Source organism: Geodermatophilus arenarius, assembly GCF_042654585.1.
GTDB lineage: Bacteria > Actinomycetota > Actinomycetes > Mycobacteriales > Geodermatophilaceae > Geodermatophilus > Geodermatophilus arenarius.
The window spans coordinates 1-23,373 of sequence record NZ_JBHSGR010000033.1 but is presented as its reverse complement, the minus strand read 5'-3'; the positions used below and the strand labels follow the sequence as shown (position 1 = coordinate 23,373).

At 74.2% G+C, this 23,373-nt stretch carries 25 protein-coding genes and 1 pseudogene; 16 read left to right on the top strand and 10 right to left on the bottom strand.

Annotation, left to right across the window (positions count from 1 at the left end; genetic code table 11):
- Positions 1 to 47: 47 nt before the first annotated feature.
- Together ACFO3M_RS21590 and ACFO3M_RS21585 are read right to left on the bottom strand one after the other, a co-directional pair.
- On the bottom strand, positions 48 to 812 hold the full coding sequence (locus ACFO3M_RS21590) for a hypothetical protein (protein ID WP_387993909.1): 765 nt from the start codon (positions 810 to 812) through the stop codon (positions 48 to 50).
- Positions 809 to 1,150: a hypothetical protein gene (locus tag ACFO3M_RS21585; RefSeq protein ID WP_387993906.1), complete on the bottom strand. Its 342-nt coding sequence runs from the start codon at positions 1,148 to 1,150 to the stop codon at positions 809 to 811. Before ACFO3M_RS21585 ends, ACFO3M_RS21590 begins: the two co-directional genes overlap by 4 nt.
- A 691-nt stretch (positions 1,151 to 1,841) precedes the next feature.
- On the opposite strand from ACFO3M_RS21585, the gene ACFO3M_RS21580 reads away from it, so the two are divergent.
- Positions 1,842 to 3,869, top strand: a complete 2,028-nt coding sequence (locus ACFO3M_RS21580; RefSeq protein WP_387993903.1) for a hypothetical protein — start codon at positions 1,842 to 1,844, stop codon at positions 3,867 to 3,869.
- Positions 3,870 to 3,920: 51 nt separating this feature from the next.
- On the opposite strand, the gene ACFO3M_RS21575 is transcribed toward ACFO3M_RS21580, so the two are convergent.
- The 7 genes from ACFO3M_RS21575 to ACFO3M_RS21545 form a co-directional block, all read right to left on the bottom strand.
- Positions 3,921 to 5,027 carry a sigma-70 family RNA polymerase sigma factor gene (locus tag ACFO3M_RS21575; protein WP_387993901.1) on the bottom strand — a complete coding sequence of 369 codons (1,107 nt, stop codon included), beginning with the start codon at positions 5,025 to 5,027 and terminating at the stop codon, positions 3,921 to 3,923.
- Positions 5,028 to 5,076: 49 nt separating this feature from the next.
- Positions 5,077 to 5,481, bottom strand: a complete 405-nt coding sequence (locus tag ACFO3M_RS21570; protein ID WP_387993898.1) for a hypothetical protein — start codon at positions 5,479 to 5,481, stop codon at positions 5,077 to 5,079.
- Between the two features lie 215 nt (positions 5,482 to 5,696).
- Positions 5,697 to 6,005, bottom strand: coding sequence for a carbon storage regulator CsrA (csrA, locus tag ACFO3M_RS22760; RefSeq protein WP_456904100.1), 309 nt, complete (start codon positions 6,003 to 6,005; stop codon positions 5,697 to 5,699).
- An 86-nt stretch (positions 6,006 to 6,091) separates the two neighbouring features.
- Complete coding sequence (gene fliW, locus ACFO3M_RS21560; RefSeq protein WP_387993895.1) at positions 6,092 to 6,496, bottom strand: flagellar assembly protein FliW; 405 nt, start codon at positions 6,494 to 6,496, stop codon at positions 6,092 to 6,094.
- Entirely contained in the window at positions 6,493 to 7,371 is an 879-nt protein-coding gene (locus ACFO3M_RS21555; protein WP_387993893.1) for a flagellin N-terminal helical domain-containing protein, read from the bottom strand. The genes fliW and ACFO3M_RS21555 overlap by 4 nt, the downstream gene beginning before the upstream one ends.
- Before the next feature lie 10 nt (positions 7,372 to 7,381).
- A complete protein-coding gene (gene flgK, locus ACFO3M_RS21550; protein WP_387993891.1) occupies positions 7,382 to 8,824 on the bottom strand; it encodes a flagellar hook-associated protein FlgK in 1,443 nt (480 codons plus the stop codon).
- Positions 8,821 to 9,315, bottom strand: coding sequence for a flagellar protein FlgN (locus ACFO3M_RS21545; protein ID WP_387993888.1), 495 nt, complete (start codon positions 9,313 to 9,315; stop codon positions 8,821 to 8,823). The genes flgK and ACFO3M_RS21545 overlap by 4 nt, the downstream gene beginning before the upstream one ends.
- Positions 9,316 to 9,476: 161 nt before the next feature.
- Here ACFO3M_RS21545 and ACFO3M_RS21540 point away from each other — a divergent pair, with 161 nt between their 5' ends.
- The gene (locus ACFO3M_RS21540) at positions 9,477 to 10,406 is read left to right on the top strand and encodes a sigma-70 family RNA polymerase sigma factor (protein WP_387993886.1); all 930 of its coding nucleotides are present in this window, start codon (positions 9,477 to 9,479) and stop codon (positions 10,404 to 10,406) included.
- 223 nt (positions 10,407 to 10,629) lie between these two features.
- Here the strand turns inward: ACFO3M_RS21540 and ACFO3M_RS21535 are convergent, their stop codons facing one another.
- Positions 10,630 to 11,730, bottom strand: coding sequence for a glycosyltransferase family protein (locus ACFO3M_RS21535; RefSeq protein ID WP_387993883.1), 1,101 nt, complete (start codon positions 11,728 to 11,730; stop codon positions 10,630 to 10,632).
- Positions 11,731 to 12,058: 328 nt separating this feature from the next.
- Between ACFO3M_RS21535 and ACFO3M_RS21530 the strand changes: the two genes are divergently transcribed.
- The 14 genes and pseudogenes from ACFO3M_RS21530 to ACFO3M_RS21465 all read left to right on the top strand — a co-directional run.
- Complete coding sequence (locus tag ACFO3M_RS21530) at positions 12,059 to 12,889, top strand: flagellin N-terminal helical domain-containing protein (protein ID WP_387993880.1); 831 nt, start codon at positions 12,059 to 12,061, stop codon at positions 12,887 to 12,889.
- A gap of 110 nt (positions 12,890 to 12,999) precedes the next feature.
- Positions 13,000 to 14,391, top strand: coding sequence for a flagellar filament capping protein FliD (gene fliD / locus ACFO3M_RS21525; RefSeq protein WP_387993877.1), 1,392 nt, complete (start codon positions 13,000 to 13,002; stop codon positions 14,389 to 14,391).
- 44 nt (positions 14,392 to 14,435) lie between these two features.
- Positions 14,436 to 14,822: a flagellar export chaperone FliS gene (fliS, locus tag ACFO3M_RS21520; RefSeq protein WP_387993874.1), complete on the top strand. Its 387-nt coding sequence runs from the start codon at positions 14,436 to 14,438 to the stop codon at positions 14,820 to 14,822.
- Positions 14,819 to 15,163 carry a hypothetical protein gene (locus tag ACFO3M_RS21515; RefSeq protein ID WP_387993871.1) on the top strand — a complete coding sequence of 115 codons (345 nt, stop codon included), beginning with the start codon at positions 14,819 to 14,821 and terminating at the stop codon, positions 15,161 to 15,163. Before fliS ends, ACFO3M_RS21515 begins: the two co-directional genes overlap by 4 nt.
- A gap of 352 nt (positions 15,164 to 15,515) precedes the next feature.
- Positions 15,516 to 15,863, top strand: a complete 348-nt coding sequence (locus tag ACFO3M_RS21510) for a flagellar basal body rod protein FlgB (protein ID WP_387993869.1) — start codon at positions 15,516 to 15,518, stop codon at positions 15,861 to 15,863.
- A gap of 1 nt (position 15,864) precedes the next feature.
- Positions 15,865 to 16,263, top strand: a complete 399-nt coding sequence (locus ACFO3M_RS21505) for a flagellar basal body rod protein FlgC (RefSeq protein WP_387993866.1) — start codon at positions 15,865 to 15,867, stop codon at positions 16,261 to 16,263.
- A 2-nt stretch (positions 16,264 to 16,265) separates the two neighbouring features.
- Positions 16,266 to 16,592: a flagellar hook-basal body complex protein FliE gene (locus tag ACFO3M_RS21500; RefSeq protein WP_387993863.1), complete on the top strand. Its 327-nt coding sequence runs from the start codon at positions 16,266 to 16,268 to the stop codon at positions 16,590 to 16,592.
- Positions 16,592 to 18,193, top strand: a complete 1,602-nt coding sequence (gene fliF / locus ACFO3M_RS21495) for a flagellar basal-body MS-ring/collar protein FliF (RefSeq protein ID WP_387993860.1) — start codon at positions 16,592 to 16,594, stop codon at positions 18,191 to 18,193. Before ACFO3M_RS21500 ends, fliF begins: the two co-directional genes overlap by 1 nt.
- Positions 18,190 to 19,269 carry a flagellar motor switch protein FliG gene (gene fliG / locus ACFO3M_RS21490; RefSeq protein ID WP_387993858.1) on the top strand — a complete coding sequence of 360 codons (1,080 nt, stop codon included), beginning with the start codon at positions 18,190 to 18,192 and terminating at the stop codon, positions 19,267 to 19,269. The genes fliF and fliG overlap by 4 nt, the downstream gene beginning before the upstream one ends.
- A complete protein-coding gene (locus tag ACFO3M_RS21485) occupies positions 19,253 to 20,155 on the top strand; it encodes a FliH/SctL family protein (RefSeq protein ID WP_387993856.1) in 903 nt (300 codons plus the stop codon). The genes fliG and ACFO3M_RS21485 overlap by 17 nt, the downstream gene beginning before the upstream one ends.
- Positions 20,152 to 21,471, top strand: coding sequence for a FliI/YscN family ATPase (locus ACFO3M_RS21480; protein ID WP_387993854.1), 1,320 nt, complete (start codon positions 20,152 to 20,154; stop codon positions 21,469 to 21,471). The genes ACFO3M_RS21485 and ACFO3M_RS21480 overlap by 4 nt, the downstream gene beginning before the upstream one ends.
- Position 21,472: 1 nt before the next feature.
- Positions 21,473 to 21,931, top strand: a complete 459-nt coding sequence (locus ACFO3M_RS21475; protein ID WP_387993851.1) for a flagellar export protein FliJ — start codon at positions 21,473 to 21,475, stop codon at positions 21,929 to 21,931.
- A complete protein-coding gene (locus tag ACFO3M_RS21470; RefSeq protein WP_387993848.1) occupies positions 21,919 to 22,917 on the top strand; it encodes a lytic transglycosylase domain-containing protein in 999 nt (332 codons plus the stop codon). Before ACFO3M_RS21475 ends, ACFO3M_RS21470 begins: the two co-directional genes overlap by 13 nt.
- Positions 22,914 to 23,373: pseudogene (locus ACFO3M_RS21465) on the top strand (hypothetical protein); the annotation flags it as partial. The gene ACFO3M_RS21470 and the pseudogene ACFO3M_RS21465, both read left to right, overlap by 4 nt.

Sequence of the window (23,373 nt, the reverse complement as noted above, 5' to 3'; positions counted from 1 at the left end):
CCCCCACCGCTCGCAGGCTCGCGGCGGGACCCTGCGGAGGGGCCGCCTCACAGCCAGCGGAGGTCGGGCAGGGCGGCCCAGGGCAGGCGCACGCACGCCTCGCCGGTCAGCCCGGCCAGGCGGTCGGTCACCCCCGCGGAGGCGCACGCCAGCGGCCGCAGCGGCGTGACGACGACGTGCGGCTCGGCCACGCGCAACCCGGCCCCGGCGATCCGCCCGAGCAGCCGCTCGGGATCGGCCAGCGCAGCCGTGGCGAGCATCGGCGCGCCGGGGTGCGACCACAGCGCCACCGGCCCCTCGACGCGGAGCACGCCCCCGGCGTCGGCGGCCCGGGCGGTGGCGGCGGTGCGGGTGCGGGCCACCACGGCGGCGTCAGCGCGGTCCGACGGCGTCCACGCGACGGTGCGGTCCCCGCGGCGGACGACGACCCGCCAGCCGACGGCGGTGCACGCCGGGCCGGTCCAGTCGAGGACGGCGACGCCGGCGCCGGCGGCCGCGGCGTCGCTGACCGGGCGGGCGGCGACGAAGGCGGTGAGCGCGGCGGCGACGCCGTCGGCGGTGGGGGTCACGCCGGCGTCGGTCATGTCCTCGGCGAGGTCGTGCAGCGGCACCCGCACGCGGCGCTCGTCCTCGGCCAGGACCAGCACCGGCCCGCGGACGGGGTCCGCGAGCACGGCGGCGCGCAGGCCGCCGGTCGCGAGGCCCGGCAGCACCGCGTCCGCGGCGGCGCGGACGTCGTCGACGGCGACCGGCGCCGGGCGCAGCCGCTGCAGCAGGCCCGACGAGGAGCGGCCGGGGCGCCCCCGCGTCACGGGCGGCGTCCCCCGAGGGTCGCGCGCAGGTCGCCCGGCAGCTCGGCCAGGCCGAGGACGCTGTCGAGCTCGGCGGCCGACAGCCGCACCGGCAGGACGTCCTCGGCCCAGCCGGTGACCCGGCGGACGCGGGCGGCGGGGCCGGGCCAGACGGCGTCGCGGGCGGCGGCCACGTGCAGCTCGGTCAGGACGTCGGCCAGGTGGACGGCGGCGACCGGGTGGACGCCGGGCCGCTCGACGGCGGCACGCACGACGCCGGCCAGCAGCTCGCGGTCGGCCCCGGAGAGCCAGTGCGGGAGCAGGACGACGGCGGGGTCGCCCGCAGGCAGCACGCTCACCGCACACCTCCCCCCGTCGGCGTCTGCGGTTCCCCGGCGTCAGTGCAGCGGGGACTCGCGGTCACGTCCTCGATATCGGCAGTCCGACGCCGGGTTGGACCCCGGAGAACCGGACGACTTCGGGCTGTTACAGGAGTGTCGCTCGGTGACCGTCTGGAGGGGACTCCCGCACTGACGGGACACGGCGCCGGCCCCGTCGCCCCGGGTCCAGCCGAGGCGGTGTCCGGACCCCCACGGCGTCGATCCTGTCGGCGGGACCGCTCACGCTGGGTTCTGACACACGGAGCGCTCCTCGGCCCCAGCGCGCGCCGGCGCGTGAGTCCGGCCGGAATCGGACGGCGAGGGGTGCAATCGGAGGGAGGCGAGAGCCTCTCGACCACGTGTCAGCGGCAGGCACACCGCGGGGTCGGCCTGCACGGCGTGGCGTCCTGGAGATCCGGACGAGGCCAGCGCTCGTCGCCAGGGCGGACGGATTCCTCGCCGAGGTCACGTCGTCCACCCGTGTGCGACGAGACGAGGTGCCGCCATGACGGAGAGTCGAACCAGCGCGGTCAGCACCCCCGGCCGGGCACGAGACATCGGTCCTGAGGGAGGACTGACCGGTCTCCTGCAGCGCTTCCTGTCGCCCCTTGGACGCTCCCGCAGCGGTAGCTCCGCTCCGACAGCTCCCTGGGGCCCCGGCCAGCTGACCGTGGCGATCAACCCGGGAGACTGGAAGCTTTCCATCGGCAGGACCGAGCGCACGCAGAGCGTGCAGTACATGCCCGAGTTCCAGCCCGGCACCGGGTCCGGCTGTCCCGACGCCTGGCAGAACACGATCGACATGGTCGCCGGGAAGCCCATGGTCATACGGGTCTATCCCCACTTCGAGACCCCATGGCCGGGAGGGCTCAACGACGTCTGGGGGGTGCTAAACGTCAAGCGACGTGAGGACGGCGCATGGGTCAGCGGCCCGCCCCTCTCTCCGGTCAACGAGAGCCCCGTCCTCCCGAGATCCTGGGCGCACACCGATCGCGGGAGCTCCGACCACAGCGTGAACTTCTTCGTCCCGGCCAAGCTGTGCCGAGGCGTCGTGCGGTTCTCCGTCCAGCTGGCCACCTATGCCGAGTCTCCGGCGGAGACGCACTTCTACTTCAGTCCGCTAGAGGAGTTCGACGTCCCCTTCCTCGACATCCCCCGACCGAAGGTCCGCGCGGTACTCATCTGCTACAGGGGGCCCGACTACCTCGGCCAGCCATCGGACGTCCCGGCCCCCGAGGTGTCGGACTTCGGCAACCAGATGAACAGTGCGCTACGGATGCTCCCGGTGTCGCAGTGGGAGTACGTCGGGTGCACGGAGCACGAGTGCACGTGGGACCTGCGAGGGATTGCGGGCTGGTATGCACTGTCGTCGGAGCTGGCGATGGCGACGATGACCAGTGACGACGGCGCGGACGTCGTGGCCGGGTGCCTCCCCGAGGAGATCCCACCGTCGGGGATCGGCGGGATCCAGTGGGATCGCGCGGCCGTCTTCAAGCTGGACTGGGGTCCGATGGTGGCGGCGCACGAGATCGGCCATGTCCTGGGCCGTTACCACGCTCCGTGCCGAGCCACCAAGCACCTCGACCGGGACTACCCCGCGTACGGTCTCCACGAGAGCGGGAGCATCGGCGAGTACGGCTTCGACGTGGCGGCGATGACCCCCCTCTCACCGATGGAGCACAGGGACTTCATGTCGTACTGCTCCCCGGCCTGGACCTCCCCCTACACGTACGACCACCTCAAGTGGGCCATGATCACCCTGGGCGCGAAGTCGGCCCTCAGCACCACCATGGTCGAGTCCCCCCCACCTCCGCGCGAACACCTCTACCTGATCGCCGAGCTGTCCCGGACCACCGGACCCTCCATCGTGTCCGGATACCACCTGGAGGGGCCACTGCCCCCGGCCCGGACCACCCGTGAGTCCAGGATCTGGTGCGACCTGCTCGGTGAGGACGACCGGGTGCTCGCATCCGCGGAGTGCGTCCTCACCGATCGTCTCCAGGACCCGCGGGACGGGGTCCTACGGGTCTCGACGACCATCCCCTGGGACGCAGGCGCGCGGAGTGTCTCCTTCCGACGGGACGAGAGGGACTGGGGCCGGATCCCCATCGACCCCGAGGGTCCGCCGCCCCCGCGACTCCGGATGACCCGCGACGCGAGCCGGGCACACGTTCGCCATCTGGAGTGGCCGACACCTGCGGATCCGCTCCTGATCCGCCATCTCGTGCGCTACTCGAACGACGGCGGGCGAAGGTGGACGACGCTCGCCGCGAACGTCCGAGGCGGCAGTCTCACGGTGAACCTGGACACTCTCGCCGGCGGCGATGACTGCGTCTTCCAGGTAGCGGCGGCGAGGGGCGTGCGGACGACCGCGACGGAGAGCGATCACTTCGCCGTGGAGACGAAGCCCCCGCGGGTCTACGTCCTCTCGCCGAGCGACGGGCAGCGGGTTCCCGAGCGTGGCAACGTGCTGCTGCTCGGGGGTGGCTACTCACCCGACGCGGGCCTCTGCGACGGCGACGAGGTCTGGTGGTCCTCCAGCCTCGACGGACCGCTCGGCGAGGGCAACGAACTGCTCGTGTCCGGCCTCACGCGCGGCCGGCACGACATCCGTCTCGAGGTTCCCGACGGTCGCAGTGGCCGGGTGAGCAGGTCCGTCGCGGTGGTCGTGGAGGGCGGCGTCACCCCATCCGGGTGACGGATCGCCCACCTCTCGGGGAGACGTGCGTGGCCCCTGCCGAGTAGACGGTCACTCGGAGAGCTCGGCGAGCCGGTCCTTCAGCGCCCGCTCGACGCGGTCGGCGTGCACGTTCATGTTGCGCACCGAGGTCCCGAGGTCGGCCGACACCTGGGTCTTGGTCTGCCCGCCCCAGGTGGTCAGGTACCAGGTGGCCCAGCCCAGGACGTTGGGCTGCGCGGCCCGCTGGCCGCGCGCGGCGGTCGGGTCGGGGGCGCAGGCCGCGGTCAGGGCGTGCGACAGCAGCGTCTGCTCCGCCTCGTCCATGATCTGGTCGGGCGCCTCGCTGGAGTCCGGCAGCAGCACCTCGGTCGCGTCCGGGCCGCCGTCGAGGGACTGCAGGTTGCGCAGGCCGTTGAGGGTGGCGACCGTCTGCGAGTTGCGCCGCAGCGTGGTCACGCTCTGCCCCATGTAGGCCGCGAGCTCGCGCTCGGTGGGCCGCCGCTGGTGCTCGGCCTGGAAGGCGGCGATCGCCTTCTGCTGCCGGTTCTCGGTGTCGGCGGCGGTGCGGCCGTGGGCGTTGCGGCCCAGGTCGTGCACCCACTTGGACAGCTGGGTGGCGAGGAAGGCGCCGAACGGGACGCCCTTGGTCTCGTCGTACTGGCCGACCGCCTTGAGGATCCACTCGGCGACCTGCTGGCCGAGGTCGTCGGGGTCGGGCAGGTGCATCCGGATCGTGCTCATGTTGCGCTGCAGCCGCTTGAGGCTGACCGGCTGGTAGTGCCGGCACAGGTCCTCGAGGAAGGCCGGCGGCAGGTCGCGCGGGGCACGGCGGCGGACGCCGGCCTCCGCGCGCAGGCCCACGGTGGCGACGTCGCGGGTCGAGCACCAGGCGCGGATCCAGTCGGCGAGCACCTGGCCCTGGCCGCAGGGGCCGTCCACGCGGTAGAGCCCCTCGCCCTCGTCGTGGCTGACCGTGACGCCGTCGGGCAGGTCGGCGCGGAACGCGGCCAGCGGCAGGTCCCGGTCGACGCGGAAGTGCACCCGGTCGCGCGCGGTGATCGGGACCCGCGAGAAGCCCTCGGCCTCGGGGATCCCGCCGAAGACGAGCGGCGCGCGGGTGCCGGCGTCGGCCGGCTGGTCGGCGGTGGGGACGGCGGGCTGGGGGGTGCTGGTCACCGGGGACTCCTGGTCGATCGCGGGGAAGGCGTCGGCGAGGGGTGGGGCGCTACGCGGAGACGCGCTCGTACGCGGACGCGCCGGCCGGGACCTCGAGGTCGCCGTCGTCGGCGCGGAGGAGGACCTCGGCGGCGGCGCGCTCGGCGGCGGAGGGCTCGGCGGCGTACACCGGCATGTGGTCGTACAGGACCGTGAACAGGTCACTGACGAAGGCGTAGGCGGCCTGCGCCTGCGGCGAGAAGCGGGCGATCGCCTCGCGAGGGCCGAGCTCCACGCCGACGGTGACGCGGACGACCCGCTCGTCCTTGCCGAGCCCGGTGACCGAGAAGGCGACCGACGGGTGCGCGGCGGCCAGAGCCGCCAGCTCGGCCAGGCAGCGCCGGGTGGACCCGCGGCGCGGCCGCAGCTGGACGTGGACGACGACGGTCTCGTCGGCCTGCTGGGTCCCTGCCATCACGCTGTGCTGCATCCTCATCGCCCCCTGTGTCGTGCTCGGGGGCAACTCTGGCGCATGAGCGGACGGTGACGGGCACACAACTCGCCGTGCCCTGTGCAATCTCCGGGCCGACCTTCGTCAGGTCTTGCCCGTCCGGACGTCCATCCCGGTCCGGCGGGTCCGCGCATCGGCGACTGTTGCCGAGCCGCGGACCCGCCGTCGGTGGCGTGTCGTCAGCGCGCGGGCAGCTCCGGCGGGGCGGGCCGCTTCCCGGCCCCCGCAGGGGCGTCCGGGGCGGCGGCCGCGGGGCCGGCGGCCTGCGGCGCGAAGGCGGCGAGCGCGCCGAGCGTGTCCGCGGTGACCTGCGCGGCGAGCAGGTTGGCCTCGGCGATCTGCCGGTAGACCTCCTCGCGGTGGATGGTCACCTCGCGCGGGGCCTTGAAGCCCAGCCGGACGGTGCCGCCGCGGACCTCGACGACGTGCACCTCGATGTCGTCGCCGATGCGGATGGTCTCGCCGACGCTGCGGGTCAGTGTGAGCACGGGTACCCCTCCATGGGTGTGTGACGGCCTCCTGGCACCCCCGCCCGGCGGGGCGGGGTGTCGAGCGGTCGGACCGCTCCCCTCCTCTATCGGCGCAGGGGACGCCGGATGGGATGACGGCTGTCGGGGAGCACGACCTGGGTGGCCCGCCAGTTCGCCGGGTTGAGCACGACGGGGGCGCGCAGGTTCGCCGTCGCCGCCGCCGGGCCCTCGGCCGGCACGGTGACCAGGCAGAACAGCGAGGCGTCGGTCGGGTCGGCGAGGTCCAGGTCGGCCAGCACCTGGGCCGGCAGCACGGGCGCGTAGTCCGGGAAGTACCGGGCCGGGGGGATGGTCAGGAACCGCGGACCGTCGGCGTCCAGGGACTGGAGCCAGAACAGCAGCCCGTCCCCGTCGGCCGTGACGAGCACGTAGTCGCGGAAGTCGGGGAAGCCGGGCAGCGGGGACACCATGCCCAGCAGGGGCAGGGTGACGACGGGGGCGAGGGTCACCGCAGGAATTCCGCGAGCGAGGGCTGGATGACCTGGGCGGTCGCCTGCAGAGCGACCTGGTAGCCCACCTGCTGGAGGTTCAGCTCCATGATCGTCTTCGGCAGGTCGACGTCCTCGACGCCGGCCAGCTGCTGCTTGAGGCTGAGCTGGAGGTCGGTGTTGGCCTCGGCCGCCCGGTCCATGCGGGCAGCGCGGGTGCCGATGTCCGCGGTGGCGGTCAGCATCCGCTCCATGACGCCGTCGAGGTCGTCCAGCGCCGTCTGCAGGGCGGTGGCGTCCTGGGCGCCCGCTGCGGCGGCAGCCCTCTCCAGCACGGCGAACAGACCGGTGGGCCCCGTGCCGAAGGCCTCGGGCCCCGTGACGTCGATCCGGATGTCCTCACGGTCGGAGACGCGGCGGGTCAGGACGCCGTCCGTGCGGCCGACGAAGGTGCCGTCGTCGGCATAGGCGACCGTGCCTCCCGTGGGTCCGCCGAAGACCGGCCGGCCCTGCACGACCGCGTTGGCCAGGCCGAGCAGGCTCGTGCGGAGCCCCTCGAGCTCGGTGCGGATCGCGCCGGCGGACGACGTGCTCATCCCACCCGTGCTCGCCGCCTGGACGACGAGCGACCGGGCCTGCCGGGTCTGCTGCAGCATGGACTGCAACGTGGAGTCCGTCGTCTCGAGGAACGCGCTCCCGTCGGCGATGTTGCGGGCGTACTGAGCCGCGCCGGACGCGTCGGCCCGGATGATCATCGACTGGTTGGTGCCCGTGGGCGAGTCCGAGGGGCGGCTGATCGTCCTGCCCGCGGTCAACTGCTGCTGCAGCCGACCGACGGCGTCCTGGTTGCGGTAGAGGCCCTGCAGGCTGGTGAGCGCGATCGAGCGCTGGGTCACGCGCACCGGGTCACAGCCCCACTCGGCCCATGCGGTTGATGAGGACGTCCAGGGACTCGTCGATGGCCGTCACCATGCGGGCGGCCGCCGAGTAGGCGTGCTGGAAGGACATCATCCTGGTCATCTCCTCGTCGAGGTTCACTCCGCTCACCGACTCCCGGGCGCTGTCCACCTGGGCCGTGATGACGTCCTGGATGTCGCTGTTGCGCGCGACCACGGCCGCCTGGACCCCGAGGTCCACGACCAGCGCGCGGTACGTCGCGTCCACGCCGGTCTGGTCCAGGCGCAACCGGTGGGCGGCGGCCGCGTTGCCACCGTCCAGCGACGGCCCGGCGGCGTCCGGCGCGAGGAGCGCGGCGGCCACGTCCTGGGGACGGGTGAGCCGCAGCCGGATGTTCGCCGCGGTCACCGTGGCGGGGTCGACGGTGACCGCGCCCGTCCCGTCGTCGACCATCGGTCCGCCCACGTCACCGTCCAGGTCGTAGGCCGGCTCCGTACCGGTCCCCGCCTGGGCGTCGTTGAGCGTCCGGGCCACCTGCGATGCGATCGCGTCGAGCCGCCCGCGGTAGCCGGGGAGGATCGTCCCGAGGACCGACAGCTGCCCCTCCGCCGTCCCGCCGGGCCGGACGGTGGTCCCTCCCGGCCGGGTCACCAGGCGGGGGTCCCCGGGCGCGGCCGACCGGGAGTCCGTGGTGCCGGTGAGCTCCAGGGCGGTCGCGGTGTCGCCGGTGACGAGGGAGGTCCCCCCGATGCTGACGTCCACCTGCCCGTCGGCCCCCGCCCTGCCCGTCGCGCCCACCTTCTCCGCCAGTTGCAGGACGAACACGTCGCGCTTGTCCGCGAGCTCGTTCACCGGCAGGCCGGCGCGCGATGCCTTCTGGATGGCGGCGTTCAGGTCCGCGATGGACCGGGCCGCGGCGTTGACGTCCGCGACCAGGGCGTCGAGGTTGTCCCTGGTCTTCTCCCACTCCGCGCCGAGGACGCCGTCAGCTGTCCGGAGGCCGGACACCAGGGTCTCCGTACGCTGCAGCAGCTGACTGCGTGCGGCCAGGTCCTCGGGGTGGTTCGCGACGTCGCTCCACCCGTCCCACATGTCGGCGAGCATGCTCTGGATGCCCGAGCTGCCGGGCTCGCGGAGCGCGTTCTCCACGGCGGACAGTCCCGCGCTCTCCGCGGTCAACCGCGCGGAGTTGGCCCGCTCCGCCTGTGCCCGGCTCTCGAGGAACGCGTCACGGATGCGGATGACCGTGTCCGCGTCGACACCCTGACCGACCTGGTTGCTGACGGAGTGGATCGCCGGGACGGTGTTGCCGTTGACCGACTGCAGCTCGACCCGCTGCCGGGAGTAGCCGTCGGTGTTGACGTTGGCGATGTTCTGGCCGGTGACGTCGAGTCCGCGCTGGGCGGCCCAGAGCGCCGTCGTCGCGGTGTTGAGGCCGGAGAACGAGCTCACAGGGCACCGTCCAGGGTGACCGCGCGGGAGGACCCGTGCTCGGAGCGGCCGGTGGCGCCGTAGGTGCCGGCCGTGGGCTGGCGGACCGACAGCAGCGCGTCGCCGATCGCGGACAGGCCGCCCTCGATGAGCTCGCGGTTGGCGTCGGAGAGGCTGCGCAGGTCGGTGACGAGGACCAGCAGCGCTTCGTGGTGCCTGGCCAGCAGGTCGTTCCACGGCGCGGGCGCGGCCTCGGCCAGCTGGCGCAGCGACGGGTTGACCCCGGTGCCCAGCCGGACGGCGATCGCCTCGGTGGCGGCGGCCCGCTCGACCTCGAGGACGCGCAGCTGGTCGAGGACGACCTCGATCTCGTGGGCGATCCGGGCCAGCCAGCGGGTCTTGCCGGACAGGATCAGGTACTGCTTCTCCTCTGCCTTGAACAGCAGCAGGTCGAGCAGCTCCTGCTCGCGCCACAGCAGCGTCGACAGGTGCTGGAAGTCCACGTCCGCCACCGCCTCCCTCGTCTCCCGGCGGGTGTCCCCGCCTTCGCGGACAGACGGTCGGCAGCGGGCAAGCGCCCCTCAAGCCGAGTTCCCAGGATTGGCAGGAGTTGTGCGTCCGGGAGGGCGCGGTCCCTGCCGAGAGAGGGACCGTGCCAGCAGCCCGCTCCCCGGTGACCGACCGCGCGGTTCCCGCGCGCTCCGCTCCCCCGCAGCCGTCGGACGCCGCGCGCCCCGACGTCCTGCGCTCCGAGGTCGAGGTCGAGGCGCTCGTCACCGAGCACCTGGCCCTGTGCTCGTTCGCGGTCAACGCGGTGGCCTCGCGCATCTCGCTGCCCGGCCACGTGAGCCGGGAGGACCTCCTGTCCTGCGCGAAGGTGGCGCTGGTCGAGGTGGCCCGCCGGTTCGACCCGTCGGCCGGCGCGACGTTCGCCACCTACGCCCTCCCCCGGCTGCAGGGCGCGGTCCTGGACGAGCTGCGCTCGGGCGACTGGGCCAGCCGCTCGGTCCGGGCCGCGGCCCGCCGCACCGACGCCGCGTCCGACGCCCTGACCATCCGGCTGGGCCGGCCGCCGACGCGCGAGGAGCTCGCCGAGGCCCTCGGGGTGCGCCGCGAGGACCTCGACGCGCTGCAGGTCGACGTCCACCGCGCCGTCATGGTCAGCATCGACGCGGAGACCGGCGCCGAGGGCGGCACGCTGGACCTGCCCGACCCCGGCGAGTCCCCCGAGCGGGCGGTGCTGCGCGGTGAACGGGCCCGCTACCTGCAGGACGCCATCCGCGCGCTGCCCGACCGGCTCGACGAGGTCGTGGAGCGCAACTTCTTCGGTGGGGAGTCGCTCACCGACATCGCCGCCGACCTCGGCGTCACGCTCTCCCGCGTCTCGCAGATGCGCGCCCGCGCGCTCACCCTGCTGCACGCGGCGATGAGCGAGGTGTGGGAGGGCCGGGCGGTGCCGGCCGACGGCGGCGTCCGCGCGCGCAACCAGCAGCGGCTGTACGTGGAGAGGGTCGCCGGCCGGAGTCCGTTGCCGCCGATCCCGGCACCGCGGCCGGCGTGGCAGGCGGCCGCCCACCGGTACCGCGCGGCCCGCCCCGCCTGAGGCGACGTCCGACCGGCAGGACCCGCTCGGACCGGCACCTGCGGGCCGGGCGGGTCGCCGCGTCGCCACCCCTGCGCACGGTCCTCGCCGGCCCGCTCGGCGGCAGCAGGCGGCCGTGCCGGGAGCCGACCCGGAGCAGCTCCCACCGAGACGGACGACGGCCCCGGTCCCGCACGTGCGGGACCGGGGCCGTCGCGTGGACCCGGGGAGGCTCGGGGGCCCGTCACCCGACCCCGGCGAGGGACGACCGTGGGCCCAGGCCCTTCTGGGCGCGCGTCCGGTTGTCCCGCGCCTGGCGCCACGCCGCCACCCAGCGCTCGGCGGTGTGCTCCGTCAGGTGCCGCTCCAGCACGACGGCCCGGTCCTGGGCCGCCTTCTCCCGCCGGGCGTCCGGAGCGTCCACGGCGGCAGCGACACCGGCAGCCCAGTCGCGGGGACGCTTGGCGCGTCGTCCGAGACCGAGGCGCTCGTACTCCGCGCTGGGTGACCGGAGGGCGAAGACGCCGCGCGCGGCGTACTCCATCACCTTGAGCCAGCTCTTGCACTCGTTGAAGCGGTCGAGTCGCAGCGGAGCGATCCCGACGTCGAAGAGTTCCCCCATGGTCGTCAGGTACTGGTCGACGTCCTGCTTCCAGGGGACCTCGACGGGGTCCTCGGGGAGGTGGAGGCGCGTCCGGGCGTCCGCGGCCTGCCCGAGGATGACGAAACGACTCCGGCCGGCGGTGCGGTCCAGGCCCTGCTGCAGCCCGGACTCCATCACCTGCAGGTCGTAGGGGTGGGTCGGCACGGAACCGGTCCAACCGACGGTGACGACCTCCGGGTCCCGCTCGTACGCCGGCGGCAGCTCGGCGATCCGACGCGGGACCGCGTTGGGGATGTACGCACCTCGTCCGTGTCCGGCGTACTCCTCGAGGAGCGCGGCCGAGGAGACGGTGACGAGATCGGCCTCGCGAGCGCACGCCAGCACGTACTCGTTGATCGAGGAGGTCTTCAGGGTGCGGAAGGCCATGTGCCCGTACGGCACGGCCCGGAACAGGTCGTCCAGCTCGACGACCACGGCGACGCCCTGGGCCTGGAGGAGCCTCAGGATGTCCAGGCTCTCCCTGGTCTTCGGCAGCTGGAGGACCACCACGTCGGCACCCTCGGCATCGACCTCGCGGACCGACAGGACGTCCTCGCCCGGCCGCTGCGCCATGACGGTCTTCAGGCCGTAGGTGGTCGAGCACTCGACGCCGACCCCGGCCGCCTGGACGGCCTCGGCCGGCTCCGCCGTGCGGTAGTACAGCGACCCGGCGAAGCGGGTCGTCGAGAGCAGGACGCGCATGGGTGCTCCCCCTGGGAGGACGACTGGTGGGGTTCCCCGCGGCGAGAGCCGAGGCGGGGTCCCGCGACGGTATGGCCGGGCGGGCCGCTCCCCGGCCGTCCGACGCGCCGGACTGGGGCCCCAGTGCAGCGCCGAGCCTCCCGTGCCGCCTGGGACGCCGCCCGCACCGCGGGCAGCCTGCACGGACCGACCCGTCCGGAGGATCCGCGAGAAAGCTGCCCGGTTCGGTTAAAGGTCCCGGGCCCTGCCGCCGTAACCCATGGAGCAAGGCCCGCCAGCACGGATGCCAGCGGGATCAGGAAACGGCCCACGTCCAAGGAGGAACACCATGGGTCTCAGCGTCAACACCAACATCGCGGCGATCAACGCCTACCGCAACCTCACCGTCACCGACGGCCAGATGGGCAAGTCGCTGGAGAAGCTGTCCTCCGGCTACCGCATCAACCGCGCCGCCGACGACGCCGCGGGTCTGGCCATCTCGGAGGGGCTCCGGTCGCAGATCGGCGGCCTCAAGGTGGCCGTCCGCAACACGCAGGACGGCATCTCCGTCGTGCAGACCGCGGAGGGCGCGCTCACCGAGGTCCACTCCATCCTGCAGCGCATGCGTGACCTGGCCGTCCAGGCCGGCAACGACTCGAACAACGAGAAGGCCCGCGCGGCCATCGGCACCGAGGTCACCAAGCTGACCGAGGAGCTGAACCGGATCGCGGGTGCGACCAACTTCAACGGCACGAAGCTGCTCGACGGCTCCGCCTCGTCGCTGAAGTTCCAGGTCGGTGCCGACGGCGACACCAACAGCCAGATCACCATCAACCTGTCGGGTGCCGACGTCGACGCCGTCGCCACCGCGCTGAGCGCCGTCTCCCTGTCGAGCGCGTCGGGCGCCCAGTCGGCCATCACCGCGATCAACGCCCAGATCGAGAGCATCTCCACCGCCCGCGCGGAGCTGGGTGCCTACCAGAACCGGTTCGAGCACACGGTCAACAACCTGAACGCGACCATGGAGAACCTGACCGCGTCGGAGTCCCGGATCCGGGACACCGACATGGCCCAGGAGATGACCAACTTCTCCCGGACGCAGATCCTGAGCCAGGCCGGCACGGCCATGCTGGCCCAGGCCAACCAGGCGTCGCAGAACATCCTGCAGCTGCTCCGCTGACCTCGGCGCAGCGCCTGAGCACCACCTAGCACCACCCGGTGAGGGGGGAGGCCCTGGCCTCCCCCCTCACTGCGCTCGTCCTCCCCCCGCTCACGAGTCGAGGAGTCCCGATGGCCGGTCTGAGCATCAGCGGTCTGGTGTCCAACATGGACACCGCCACGATCATCGACCAGCTGATGGCGGTCGAGGCCAATCCGCAGACCCTCCTCGCGCAGCGGCTCTCGAGGACCCAGCAGCAGGTGACGGCCTACCGCGACGTGAACAGCCGCGTCGACGCACTCAGGACCGCCGCGGAGAAGCTGGCCGGCGACTCCGCCTGGCAGTCGGTCAAGGCGACCAGCTCCTCCACGGCGGTGAGCGCCTCCGCGACCACCGGAGCGGCGCCGGGCTCCCTCTCCTTCCGTGTCGACTGGGTCGCCAAGGCCCACTCGGTCATCAGCACACAGAAGTGGACCGCCACCGATCAGCAGACGGCGGCCGACCTCGACTTCGGCGCCGCCACCATCGACGTGGAGGTGGGCGGCACCACGCACACCATCACCGTCGACCGCAACGGCGACGGCCGCAGCACGCTCGCGGAAGCGGCTGCGGCGATCACGGCCCGCAGCGACCTGGGGCTCTCGGCGACCGCCGTCCGGACCTCCCCCACCCAGTACCAGCTGCAGGTGACCTCCACGAAGACCGGCGAGGCATCCCGCTTCGACGTCGGCGCACCGGACACCTTCACGACCGTGACGCAGGGCGCCAACGCACAGCTCACCGTCGGCGAGGGCACCGGCTACAAGGTCACCTCCGCGACCAACACCTTCACCGGCCTGCTCGACGGCGTCACGCTGACGGTCACCGAGCCGGCCAGTTCGGTGACCGTGCAGGTGGCCACCGACCCGGAGGCCATCGCCGACCACGTGCAGGCCCTGGTGACCTCGGCCAACGCCCTGCTGGACGCGATCTCCACGCGCACCGACAGCACGAGCAGCACGGCCGTGCTGAAGGGGGACAGCGCCCTGCGCCAGCTCACCTCGCGGGTCCTCGACGTGCTGTCGTTCGCCGTCGGCGAGGACGGCTCGTCCTCAGCGGTCGGCCTCGAGCTCACCCAGAACGGGCGCTACACCTTCGACGAGACCGCCTTCCTCGACAAGCTGGCCGCCGACCCCGCCGTCGTGCAGCGGATGTTCCGTCAGGTCACCACGCTGCCCGGGCCTGACGGGGACGCCGCCACCACCTCGGACAACCAGTCCCTGCCGACGGGCATCGCCGCCAAGCTGGCCGACATCGCACGGACGGCGTCGAACACCACGGACGGGACCCTGACCCTCCTCGTGAAGAGCACCGAGGAGAGGGCCAAGGACCTGGACGAGCGCGTGGAGGCGTGGGACCTGCGACTCGAGCTGCGCCGTACGACCCTCACCCGCCAGTTCACCGCGATGGAGACCGCCCTCGGGACGCTGAGGAACCAGGCGTCCTGGCTGTCCTCGCAGCTGTCGTCCCTGTCGTCGTCGTGACCCCCTGACCACCTGACGCCCGCGCGAGTCCGAGGAGAGACCTGATGAGCACTGCCGCCGCGCTGCGCGCCCGATACGTGGGCGACTCCGTCGCCACCGCGTCCCCCCAGCAACTCCTGGTCATGCTCTACGACCGGCTGGCCCTCGACCTCGAGCGGGCCGCGTCCGCGCTGGCCACCGGCGACCGCCGGACCGCCGGCACGCAGCTGACCCACGCGCAGGACGTCGTCTTCGAGCTGCGTGCGAGCCTCCGCGTCGACGCGTGGGAGGGAGGACCCCGGCTCGCCGCGCTGTACTCGTGGCTGATCACCGAGCTCGTGCAGGCCAACGTCAAGGGCGACCGCAACCGCGTCGAGTCGTGCCTGAGGGTCGTCGAGCCGCTGCGCGACGCCTGGCGGCAGGCCGCCGCCAGCCTGGCGGGCACCGCATGACCGCGGCGCACTCCGCGGACGGGCAGCGCCGCGCGGAGTGGGCCAGCGTCCTCGAGGAGATGGAGGTCGAGGTCCTCGACGCCGAGCGGGCCATCCGCGGCAACCGCGCCGAGGAGATCGCCGCCTGGGGCCGGCGCATGGAGGACTGGACCCCGCCCAGCGTGCTGGGCCCGGTGCCGGCGGACCTGCGCGAGCGGGCCGCCCGGCTGCTGCAGCACCAGCTCGCCGTCGCCGAGGAGCTCGTCGAGCGGATCACCCAGTCCCAGCGCCAGCGCGACGTCGCCGCACGGATGGCCTACCGGCCCCGCCCGGTGCCCGCCTTCATCGACAGGGCCCTCTGAGCCCGACTGGCAACACTCCACGACGAACCGGCCCGGCCGGGTCCGCCTCGCGGCGGGCCCGGCCGTCGTCGTCCCCGGGCTGGTACCGCCCTCCGGGCGCGGGAGGCGGCTCGGGAGGCGACACGGGCCCCGCAGTGCCCACCGGGCTCGTCCCCGCCATCCGTCACACCCGTCACCTGAGTCACGGAACGTGGTCAAGGTGTGACGGACCGCTGCCGATGTCGGCCCTGCACGGACAGCACCACTCTCGCCACGGATCGGCGGCCCCTCCCCTGCGCTCGCGCGCCGGGGCAACCCGACGTACCCGGAGGCCAGTCGTGTCCTGCCGTCCTGCCCGCCGGCGGTCCACCCGATGATCAGCGACGTCACGATGACGACGCTGCACGCGGCGCTCAGCGGCCTGGCCCAGCGCCAGCGCGTCACCGCGGACAACATCGCCAACGTCCAGACCCCGGGCTTCCTCGCCGGCCGCACGGACTTCGAGTCCTCGCTGCGCGCCGAGCTGCGCCAGGGCAGGACGCCGACGGTCTCCGGCGGCTCGATCGCGCGCTCGTTCGAGCCGACCCGCGAGGACGGCAACAACGTCAACCTCGACAGCGAGACGGTCATCGCCACCGAGACCGGCCTGCGCTACCAGTTCGCGCTCACCGCGCTCGACGGCAAGTACAGCGGTCTGCGCACGGCCCTGAGGACGTCCTGACGTGTTCGACAGCCTCGACGTCTCCGGGTCCGGGCTCTCCGTCCACCGCCGCTGGATGGACGCCGTCTCGGACAACATCTCCAACATCAACACGGTCAGCTCGACCGACGGCGAGGCGTTCAGGGAGCGCATGGTCGTCGCGCAGGCCGTGGACTACGGCTCCGGCGAGGGCGGCGTCCGCATCGCCCGGGCCGAGTTCGGCAGCGGCGAGGGCCGGCTCGTGCACGAGCCCGACCACCCGCTGGCCGACGCCGAGGGCTACGTCCGGTACCCGGACATCGACCTCGGCGACCAGATGACCCAGCTGATCATGGCCCAGCGCGGCTACCAGGCGAACCTGGCGTCCCTGGAGCGGGCGACCACCGCCTACCAGGCCGCCCTCCAGCTCGGGAAGGGCTGACCGTGAGCTCCCCCATCGACGGCATCTCGCTGCCCGGCGTCCCGACGATCGGCGCCCTCGGCGGGATCAGCGGCACGACGCCCGCGGCCCCGGCGACCTCGACGTCGGGCGAGGGCTTCGCCGCCGCGCTGACCGGCGCGCTCGACCAGCTCGGCAGCCTGCAGTCGGCCAAGGACGCCCTCGCCGTGCAGGGCGCCACCGGCGACCTGCGTGACGTGCACGACTACATGATCGCCGCCCAGGAGTCCTCCGTGGCCACCGAGGTGGTCGTGACCCTCAAGAACAAGGCGGTCGAGGCCTTCACCGAGATCATGAGGATGCCCGTCTGATGCCTGCCGCACTCGCTGGGCCGCTGGCGAAGCTGCGGAGCACGCTCGCCACCATCAGCCTCGGCCAGAAGGTCGTGATCGGCCTGCTGGTGGCCGGGCTGGCTCTGGGCGGCTTCTTCTTCTACCGCTGGATCACGACGCCGACCATGGCGCCGCTGTTCTCCAACCTGGCCTCGACCGACGCCTCGGCGATCGTCGACGAGCTCAACGCCGCCGGCGTCTCCTACGAGCTCGCCGACGGCGGCGGCACCATCCTCGTGGCCAACGAGCAGGTCTACGACCTGCGGCTGCAGATGAGCGGCAAGGGCCTGCCGGCCGGCTCGGAGACCGGGTACGCGCTGCTCGACGAGCAGGGCATCACCACCAGCGAGTTCCAGCAGCAGGTGCAGTACCAGCGCGCCATCGAGGGCGAGCTGGCCAACACCCTCGAGGCCCTCGACGGCGTGCAGACCGCCGTGGTCCACGTCGCGCTGCCCGAGGACGAGGTCTTCGCCTCCGACGAGCGCGAGCCGACCGCCTCGGTGCTCCTGGACCTGGAGCCGGGCACCGAGCTCGCCGGCGAGCAGATCCAGTCGATCACCAACCTGGTCTCCTCCAGCGTGGAGGGCATGGACCCCGAGCAGGTGACCGTCTCCGACTCGACCGGTCAGCTGCTCTCGGCCGCCGGCCAGGGCGTGAGCGCCGCCTCCGGCGACGCCCGCTCGCAGATGGAGACCGACTACGAGAGCCGCCTGGCCGCCAACGCCCAGGCCATCCTCGACACCGTCCTCGGCCCGGGCAACGCCCGCGTCGCCGTGCGCGCCGACCTGGACATGTCGCAGAGCGACAGCACCGCGACGACCTACGGCTACACCCAGGGCACGCCGCCGGTCTCCGAGCAGACCTCGACCGAGCAGTACACCGGCGACGGCACCGCCGTCGGCGGCGTGCTCGGCCCGGAGAACACCGCCGACGCCGCGAACGGCGCCGGCGGCGGCACCTCCACCTACTCGACCGAGTCGACGACGGCGAACAACTCCGTGGACCAGACGGTCACCAACACCGTCACCGCGCCCGGGGAGGTCAACCGGCTCACCGTCGCGGTGGTCCTGAACGACACGGTGGCCGGCAACCTCAACCAGACGCAGGTGCAGGACCTCATCGGCAACGCCGTCGGCCTGGACACCGCGCGCGGCGACGACATCAGCGTCGCCTCCCTCGCCTTCGACACCACCGCCGCCGACGCCGCCGCCGCGGAGATGACCGCGGCCCGCGAGGCCGAGCAGCAGGCGCAGATGTGGTCCCTGGTCAAGAACGGCGGCATCGCGCTCGGCATCGCGCTGCTGGTCCTCGTCGTGTGGCTGCGCTCGCGCCGCCGCGGCGACGACGAGGAGGAGGACGAGGACGACGAGCCCCTGGAGCTCGACGAGGGCCTGATCGCCGAGCTCGAGCGGCTGCGGGTGTCCAGCTCGCGGGACGACACGGCGGTCCTGGACAACCGGGCGCTGGAACTGGAGGCCGCGGAGCGGCAGCGGGTGCGGGGGGAGATCGCGACGATGGTCAGCGAACGTCCGGACGAGGTGGCGCAGATGCTGCGCGGCTGGCTGAGTGACGTCAAGTGACGCTCGCCAGCGTCGAGCAGCTGGTGGGCGCGGGCGGGACCAACCTGCCCGCGCTGCCGCCGGCTCCCCCGCGTCCCGAGATGCCGGGCCTGCGCAAGGCCGCCGTCTTCCTCGCCCAGATGAGCAGGGAGGAGGCCGGGCTGCTGCTGTCCAAGCTGCGCCCGCGCGAGGTCGAGGCCCTCACCCGCGAGATCATGAAGCTCGGCTCGGTCGAGCCGGAGGACGTCGACGGCGTCCTCACCGAGTTCTCGCAGATGATGGCCGCACAGCGGTACGTGGGCCGCGGCGGCGTCGAGTTCGCCCGCGAGATCCTGGCCGCCGGCCTCGGTGAGGACAAGGCCGAGGGCATCCTCGCCCGGCTCAACGTCGTCTACACCGAGGTGCCGTTCGCCTCGCTGCGCAACGCCGACGTCCGCCAGCTGGTCACCTTCCTCAAGGACGAGCACCCGCAGGTCATCGCCCTGGTGCTGGCCCACCTGTCGGCCGGGCAGTCGGCCGAGGTGCTCTCGGGCTTCTCCCCGGAGCAGCAGGCCGAGGTGGCCCACCGGATCGCCACGATGGACCGCACCTCCCCGGAGATGGTCCGGCTGGTGGAGGAGGAGCTCGGCCGCCGCATGGGGTCGCTGCTCGCCCACCAGGACATGTCCACCGTGGGCGGCGTCGAGACCCTCGTGGAGATCATCAACCGCTCGCCGCGGCCGACCGAGCGCTCGATCCTCGAGTGGCTGGACACCTCCGACCCGGAGCTGGCCGAGCAGGTGCGCGCGCAGATGTTCGTCTTCGAGGACATCACCACCATCGACGACCGCTCGATGCAGCTGGTGCTGCGCGAGGTCGAGGCCAACGACCTGGCCACCGCGCTCAAGGGCGTGCGCCCCGACGTCCGCGACAAGGTGGTCCGGAACCTCTCCGAGCGGGCCGCCGAGAACCTCGCCGAGGAGATCGAGCTGCTCGGCCCCGTCCGCGCCCGCACGGTCGAGGAGGCGCAGGGCAAGATCGTCGCGGTCATCCGCACGCTCGAGGAGCAGGGCGTCCTGACCATCTCGCGCGGTGGGGACGATGAGTTCGTCTCCTGACGGGGCCCGTCCGACGGCCCGGGAGTCGGTGCTGCTGCGCGGGGCCTCGGCCAGCGCGGCGGCGCCGTACCGCTCGGTGCCGGGGACGACGGTGCCCGAGCCGCGCCCGGCACCGCAGGCGGCGACCCACCAGCCGACCGAGCAGCTGACCCGGCCCCTGACCCTGCCGCCCACCCAGCCGCCGGCCCCGCAGCTGACCCGGCCCCTGACGCTGCCCGTCGTGGACGGCGCGCCCGAGGTGGTCGTCGAGCGGCGGTCCTCCGTCCGGCGCGCCGCCGACGTCCCGGTGCCCAACGGCCGCGGCGTGCTGCGGCTCGGCGACGTCTACGCCGAGGAGCTCGCCCGGCTGCGCGAGTTCGCCCGCGCCGAGGGGCACGGCGCCGGCTACGCCGAGGGCCTGGCCGAGGCCGGCCGGGTCGTCGCCGAGGCCGAGGCCGAGGCGGCCGCGCGGCTGGCCGACGCGCAGGCCCGCTGGGAGCGGCGGATGGCCTCGGCCACCGCCGCGCTCGGCGCCGCCGTCGCCGCCCTCGACGCCGCCGTGGTGCCCACCGCCGAGGACGTCCGCGACACGATCGTCGAGGGCGTCCTGACGCTGGTCGAGGACCTGCTCGGCCGCGAGCTGTCGGCCTCGACCACCGCCGGCGTGGACGCGGTCCGCCGCGCGCTGACCCTCGTCCCCGCCGACGCCCCCGCCGTCGTCCGGCTGCACCCCGACGACCTCGCCGAGGTCCCGCCGGCCGCCCTCGCCGCGCTGCCGCGGTCGGTCACCGTCGTCGGCGACGACGCCGTCGAGCGGGCCGGCGCGGTCGCCGAGTGCGGCCCCCGCCGGGTCGACGCGCAGCTGTCGACGGCGCTCGCGCGGGTGCGGGCGGTGCTGTCGGCGTGAGCACCACCGCGCTGCTGCAGCGCGCCCGCCTGGCCGCCCGCCCGCAGCTGACCGGCTCGGTCGTCGGCGCCATGGGGCTCACCCTCACCGTCGAGGGCGTCGCCGCCGCCGTCGGGGACCTCGTCGAGGTCGACCCCGGCCCGCGCGGGCTCGTGGCCGAGGTGGTCGCCGTCTCCCGGGACCGGCTCACCTGCATGCCGCTCGGCGAGCTCGGCGGCGTGCGCGCCGGCGCGCCGGTCCGGAACACCGGCATGCCGCTGCAGGTGCCGGTCGGCGAGGCGCTGCTCGGCCGGGTGCTGGACGGCCTGGGCCGCCCGGTCGACGGGCACGGCCCGCTCGGTCCCGGCAGCGGCGGGGGCATCGACTGGGTGGACCTCGCCAGCGAGACCCCGCACGCGCTGTCCCGCCGCCGGGTGGAGGAGCCGCTGCCGGTCGGCGTCCGCGCGCTGGACACCCTCGTGCCGGTCGGCAAGGGCCAGCGGCTGGGCATCTTCGCCGGGTCCGGTGTCGGCAAGTCCACGCTGCTCGCGCAGATCACCCGCGGCACCGAGGCCGACGTCCGGGTCATCGGGCTGATCGGCGAGCGCGGCCGCGAGGTGAAGGAGTTCCTCGAGGAGAACCTCGGGGCCGAGGGCATGGCGCGCACGGTCGTCGTCGTCGCCACCTCCGACGAGCCGCCGCTGGTGCGGCTCAAGGCGGCGTTCGTGGCCACCCGCATCGCCGAGGGCTTCCGCGACCAGGGCCGCGACGTGCTGCTGCTCATGGACTCCATCACCCGCACCGCGATGGCCCAGCGCGAGGTCGGCCTGTCCGCCGGCGAGCCCCCGGCCACCCGCGGCTACCCGCCGAGCGTCTTCGCGATGATGCCGCGCCTGCTGGAGAAGGCCGGGCCCGGCGCGACCGGGTCGATCACCGGCCTCTACACCGTGCTCGTCGAGGGGGACGACCACAACGAGCCGATCGCCGACACCGCCCGCTCGATCCTCGACGGGCACGTCGTGCTCACCCGGAGGCTGGCCACCACCGGCCACTTCCCCGCCGTCGACGTCCTGGAGTCGATCTCCCGGGTCGCCGGCGCGGTCACCGCGCCCGCGCGGATGGCCGACGCCCGCGAGATGCGGCGGCTGATGGGCGCGCTGCGCGACGTCAAGGAGCTCGTGGAGATCGGCGCCTACCAGGCCGGCAGCGACCCGCTGGTCGACCGCGCCCGCGCGCTGTCCCCCGCCATCGACGCCTTCCTGCGCCAGCCGCTGGAGGACAGCACCGCCCCCGACGACGCCTGGGCGATGCTGCACCGGCTCGTGACGGCCGGCTGAGGTGGCGAAGCCGGCCGCCTTCCGCCTCGAGCCGGTGCTGCGGGTCCGCCGCGCCGCCGAGGAGGCCGCCGAGCGCGCCGCCGCCGAGGCGCCGGCCGCGGCCCGCGAGGCGGAGCGCCGCGCCGAGGCCGCGGCCGCCGCCCAGGCCGCGCGGGTCCCGCCCGCGTCCGCGCCGGCGCACGTCTTCGTCGCCGCGATGGTCGCATCGGCCGCCGCGGCTGCCGATGTGACAGCTGCACGGGCGACGGCGCAGGCCTCGGCCGAGCAGGCCGGGCTGCTGCGCGCGCGGTGGACCGCCGCCGCCCAGCGGACCAGGGCGCTGGAGAAGCTGCGCGAGCGGCACCTCCTCGCGCTGCGGACCGCCGAGCTCAGCGCCGAGGAGCGCGCGGTCGACGACCTGGTCACCGCCCGGCACGCCGGGACCGGACCCGAGGGAGAGGAGGACCCGTGGAGGGACTGACCGCGGTGCACAGCCGCATCGCCGAGATCCAGAACCGGATCCTCACCTTCGCCTCGGCGTCGGCCACCTCGACGTCGGCCACCTCGACGTCGGCCGCCTGGGCCAGCGCCGCGTCCGCCGCCGGGCTCACCGGCACCGCGGCCACGACGGCGACCGGCGCGACGGCGACCGGCGCGGCGGCGACCGCCGGCAGCGGCCTGGAGGACCAGGCGGTCGCCGCGGCGCGGCGCTACCTCGGCGTGCCCTACGCCTGGGGCGGCACCGACCCGTCCGTGGGCCTGGACTGCTCCGGCCTGGTGCAGCGGGTGTTCGCCGACCTGGGCATCGACCTGCCCCGCACCAGCTCCCAGCAGGCCACCGCGGGCACCCCGGTCGCGAGCCTGGCCGAGGCCCGCCCCGGCGACCTCGTGTTCTTCGACAACTCCCCGTCGCGCCCGGGCATCGACCACGTCGGCATCTACGTCGGCGACGGGAAGATGATCGCCGCGCCGCAGGAGGGCGACGTCGTCCGGGTGCAGGACGTCGGCACCCCGACCGTCATCCGCCGGGCGCTGCCCGCCTCCGCCCCCGCCTCCACGGCGGTGGCCGCCCCCGGCGCCGGCCTGGCGGGCGTCCCCTACGCCGACCTGTTCACCGCCGCCGGCGCCAGGCACGGCGTCGACCCGGCGCTGCTCGCCGCGGTGGCGAAGGTCGAGTCCGGCTTCGACTCCTCCGCCGTCTCGCCCGCGGGCGCCACCGGCCTCATGCAGTTCATGCCGGCCACCGCCCAGGGCCTCGGCGTCGACGCCGGCGACCCGGCGTCGTCGATCGACGGCGCCGCCCGCTACCTGCGCCAGCTCACCGACCGGTTCGGCTCGACCGATCTCGCGCTGGCCGCCTACAACGCCGGTCCCGGCACGGTCGCCCGCCACGGCGGCATCCCGCCGTACGCCGAGACCCGGTCCTACGTCCGCAAGGTCACCAGCGCCGCGGAGGCCTACTCGTGACAGCTCCCGTCCTGACCGCCGCCGCGGCCGCGCCCGCCCCGGCCTCCCCGGCCGGTGGCTCCGACCCGGGCTCGGCCGCCGGCTTCGCGTCCGCCCTCGACGACGTCCTCGACGACGCCGCCGCCGGGCGTCCGCGGGCCGACGGCGGCGCCGGCCGCGTCGACGACCGTCCCGGCCGTGCCGTGGGCCGCGACGGCGACCCCGGCCGCCCCGGGGCCACCGCCGACACCCCGGCCGGCAGCGCCGACGACGCAGCCCCGGCCGACGCCCGCCCCGCGGGCGACACCCCCGTGCCGCCCGGCGCGCTGCCGGCCGGCTGGGCGCTGGCCCTCGCCCTCGGCACCGCCGTCCCCGGCACCGGCACGACCACCCCCGGCGGCACCCCCGGCGGCACCGACGCCGCGGCCCCCGGTGCGGCCGCCGCGCACGCCGCCGGCGCGGCCGGGGCCGTCGCGG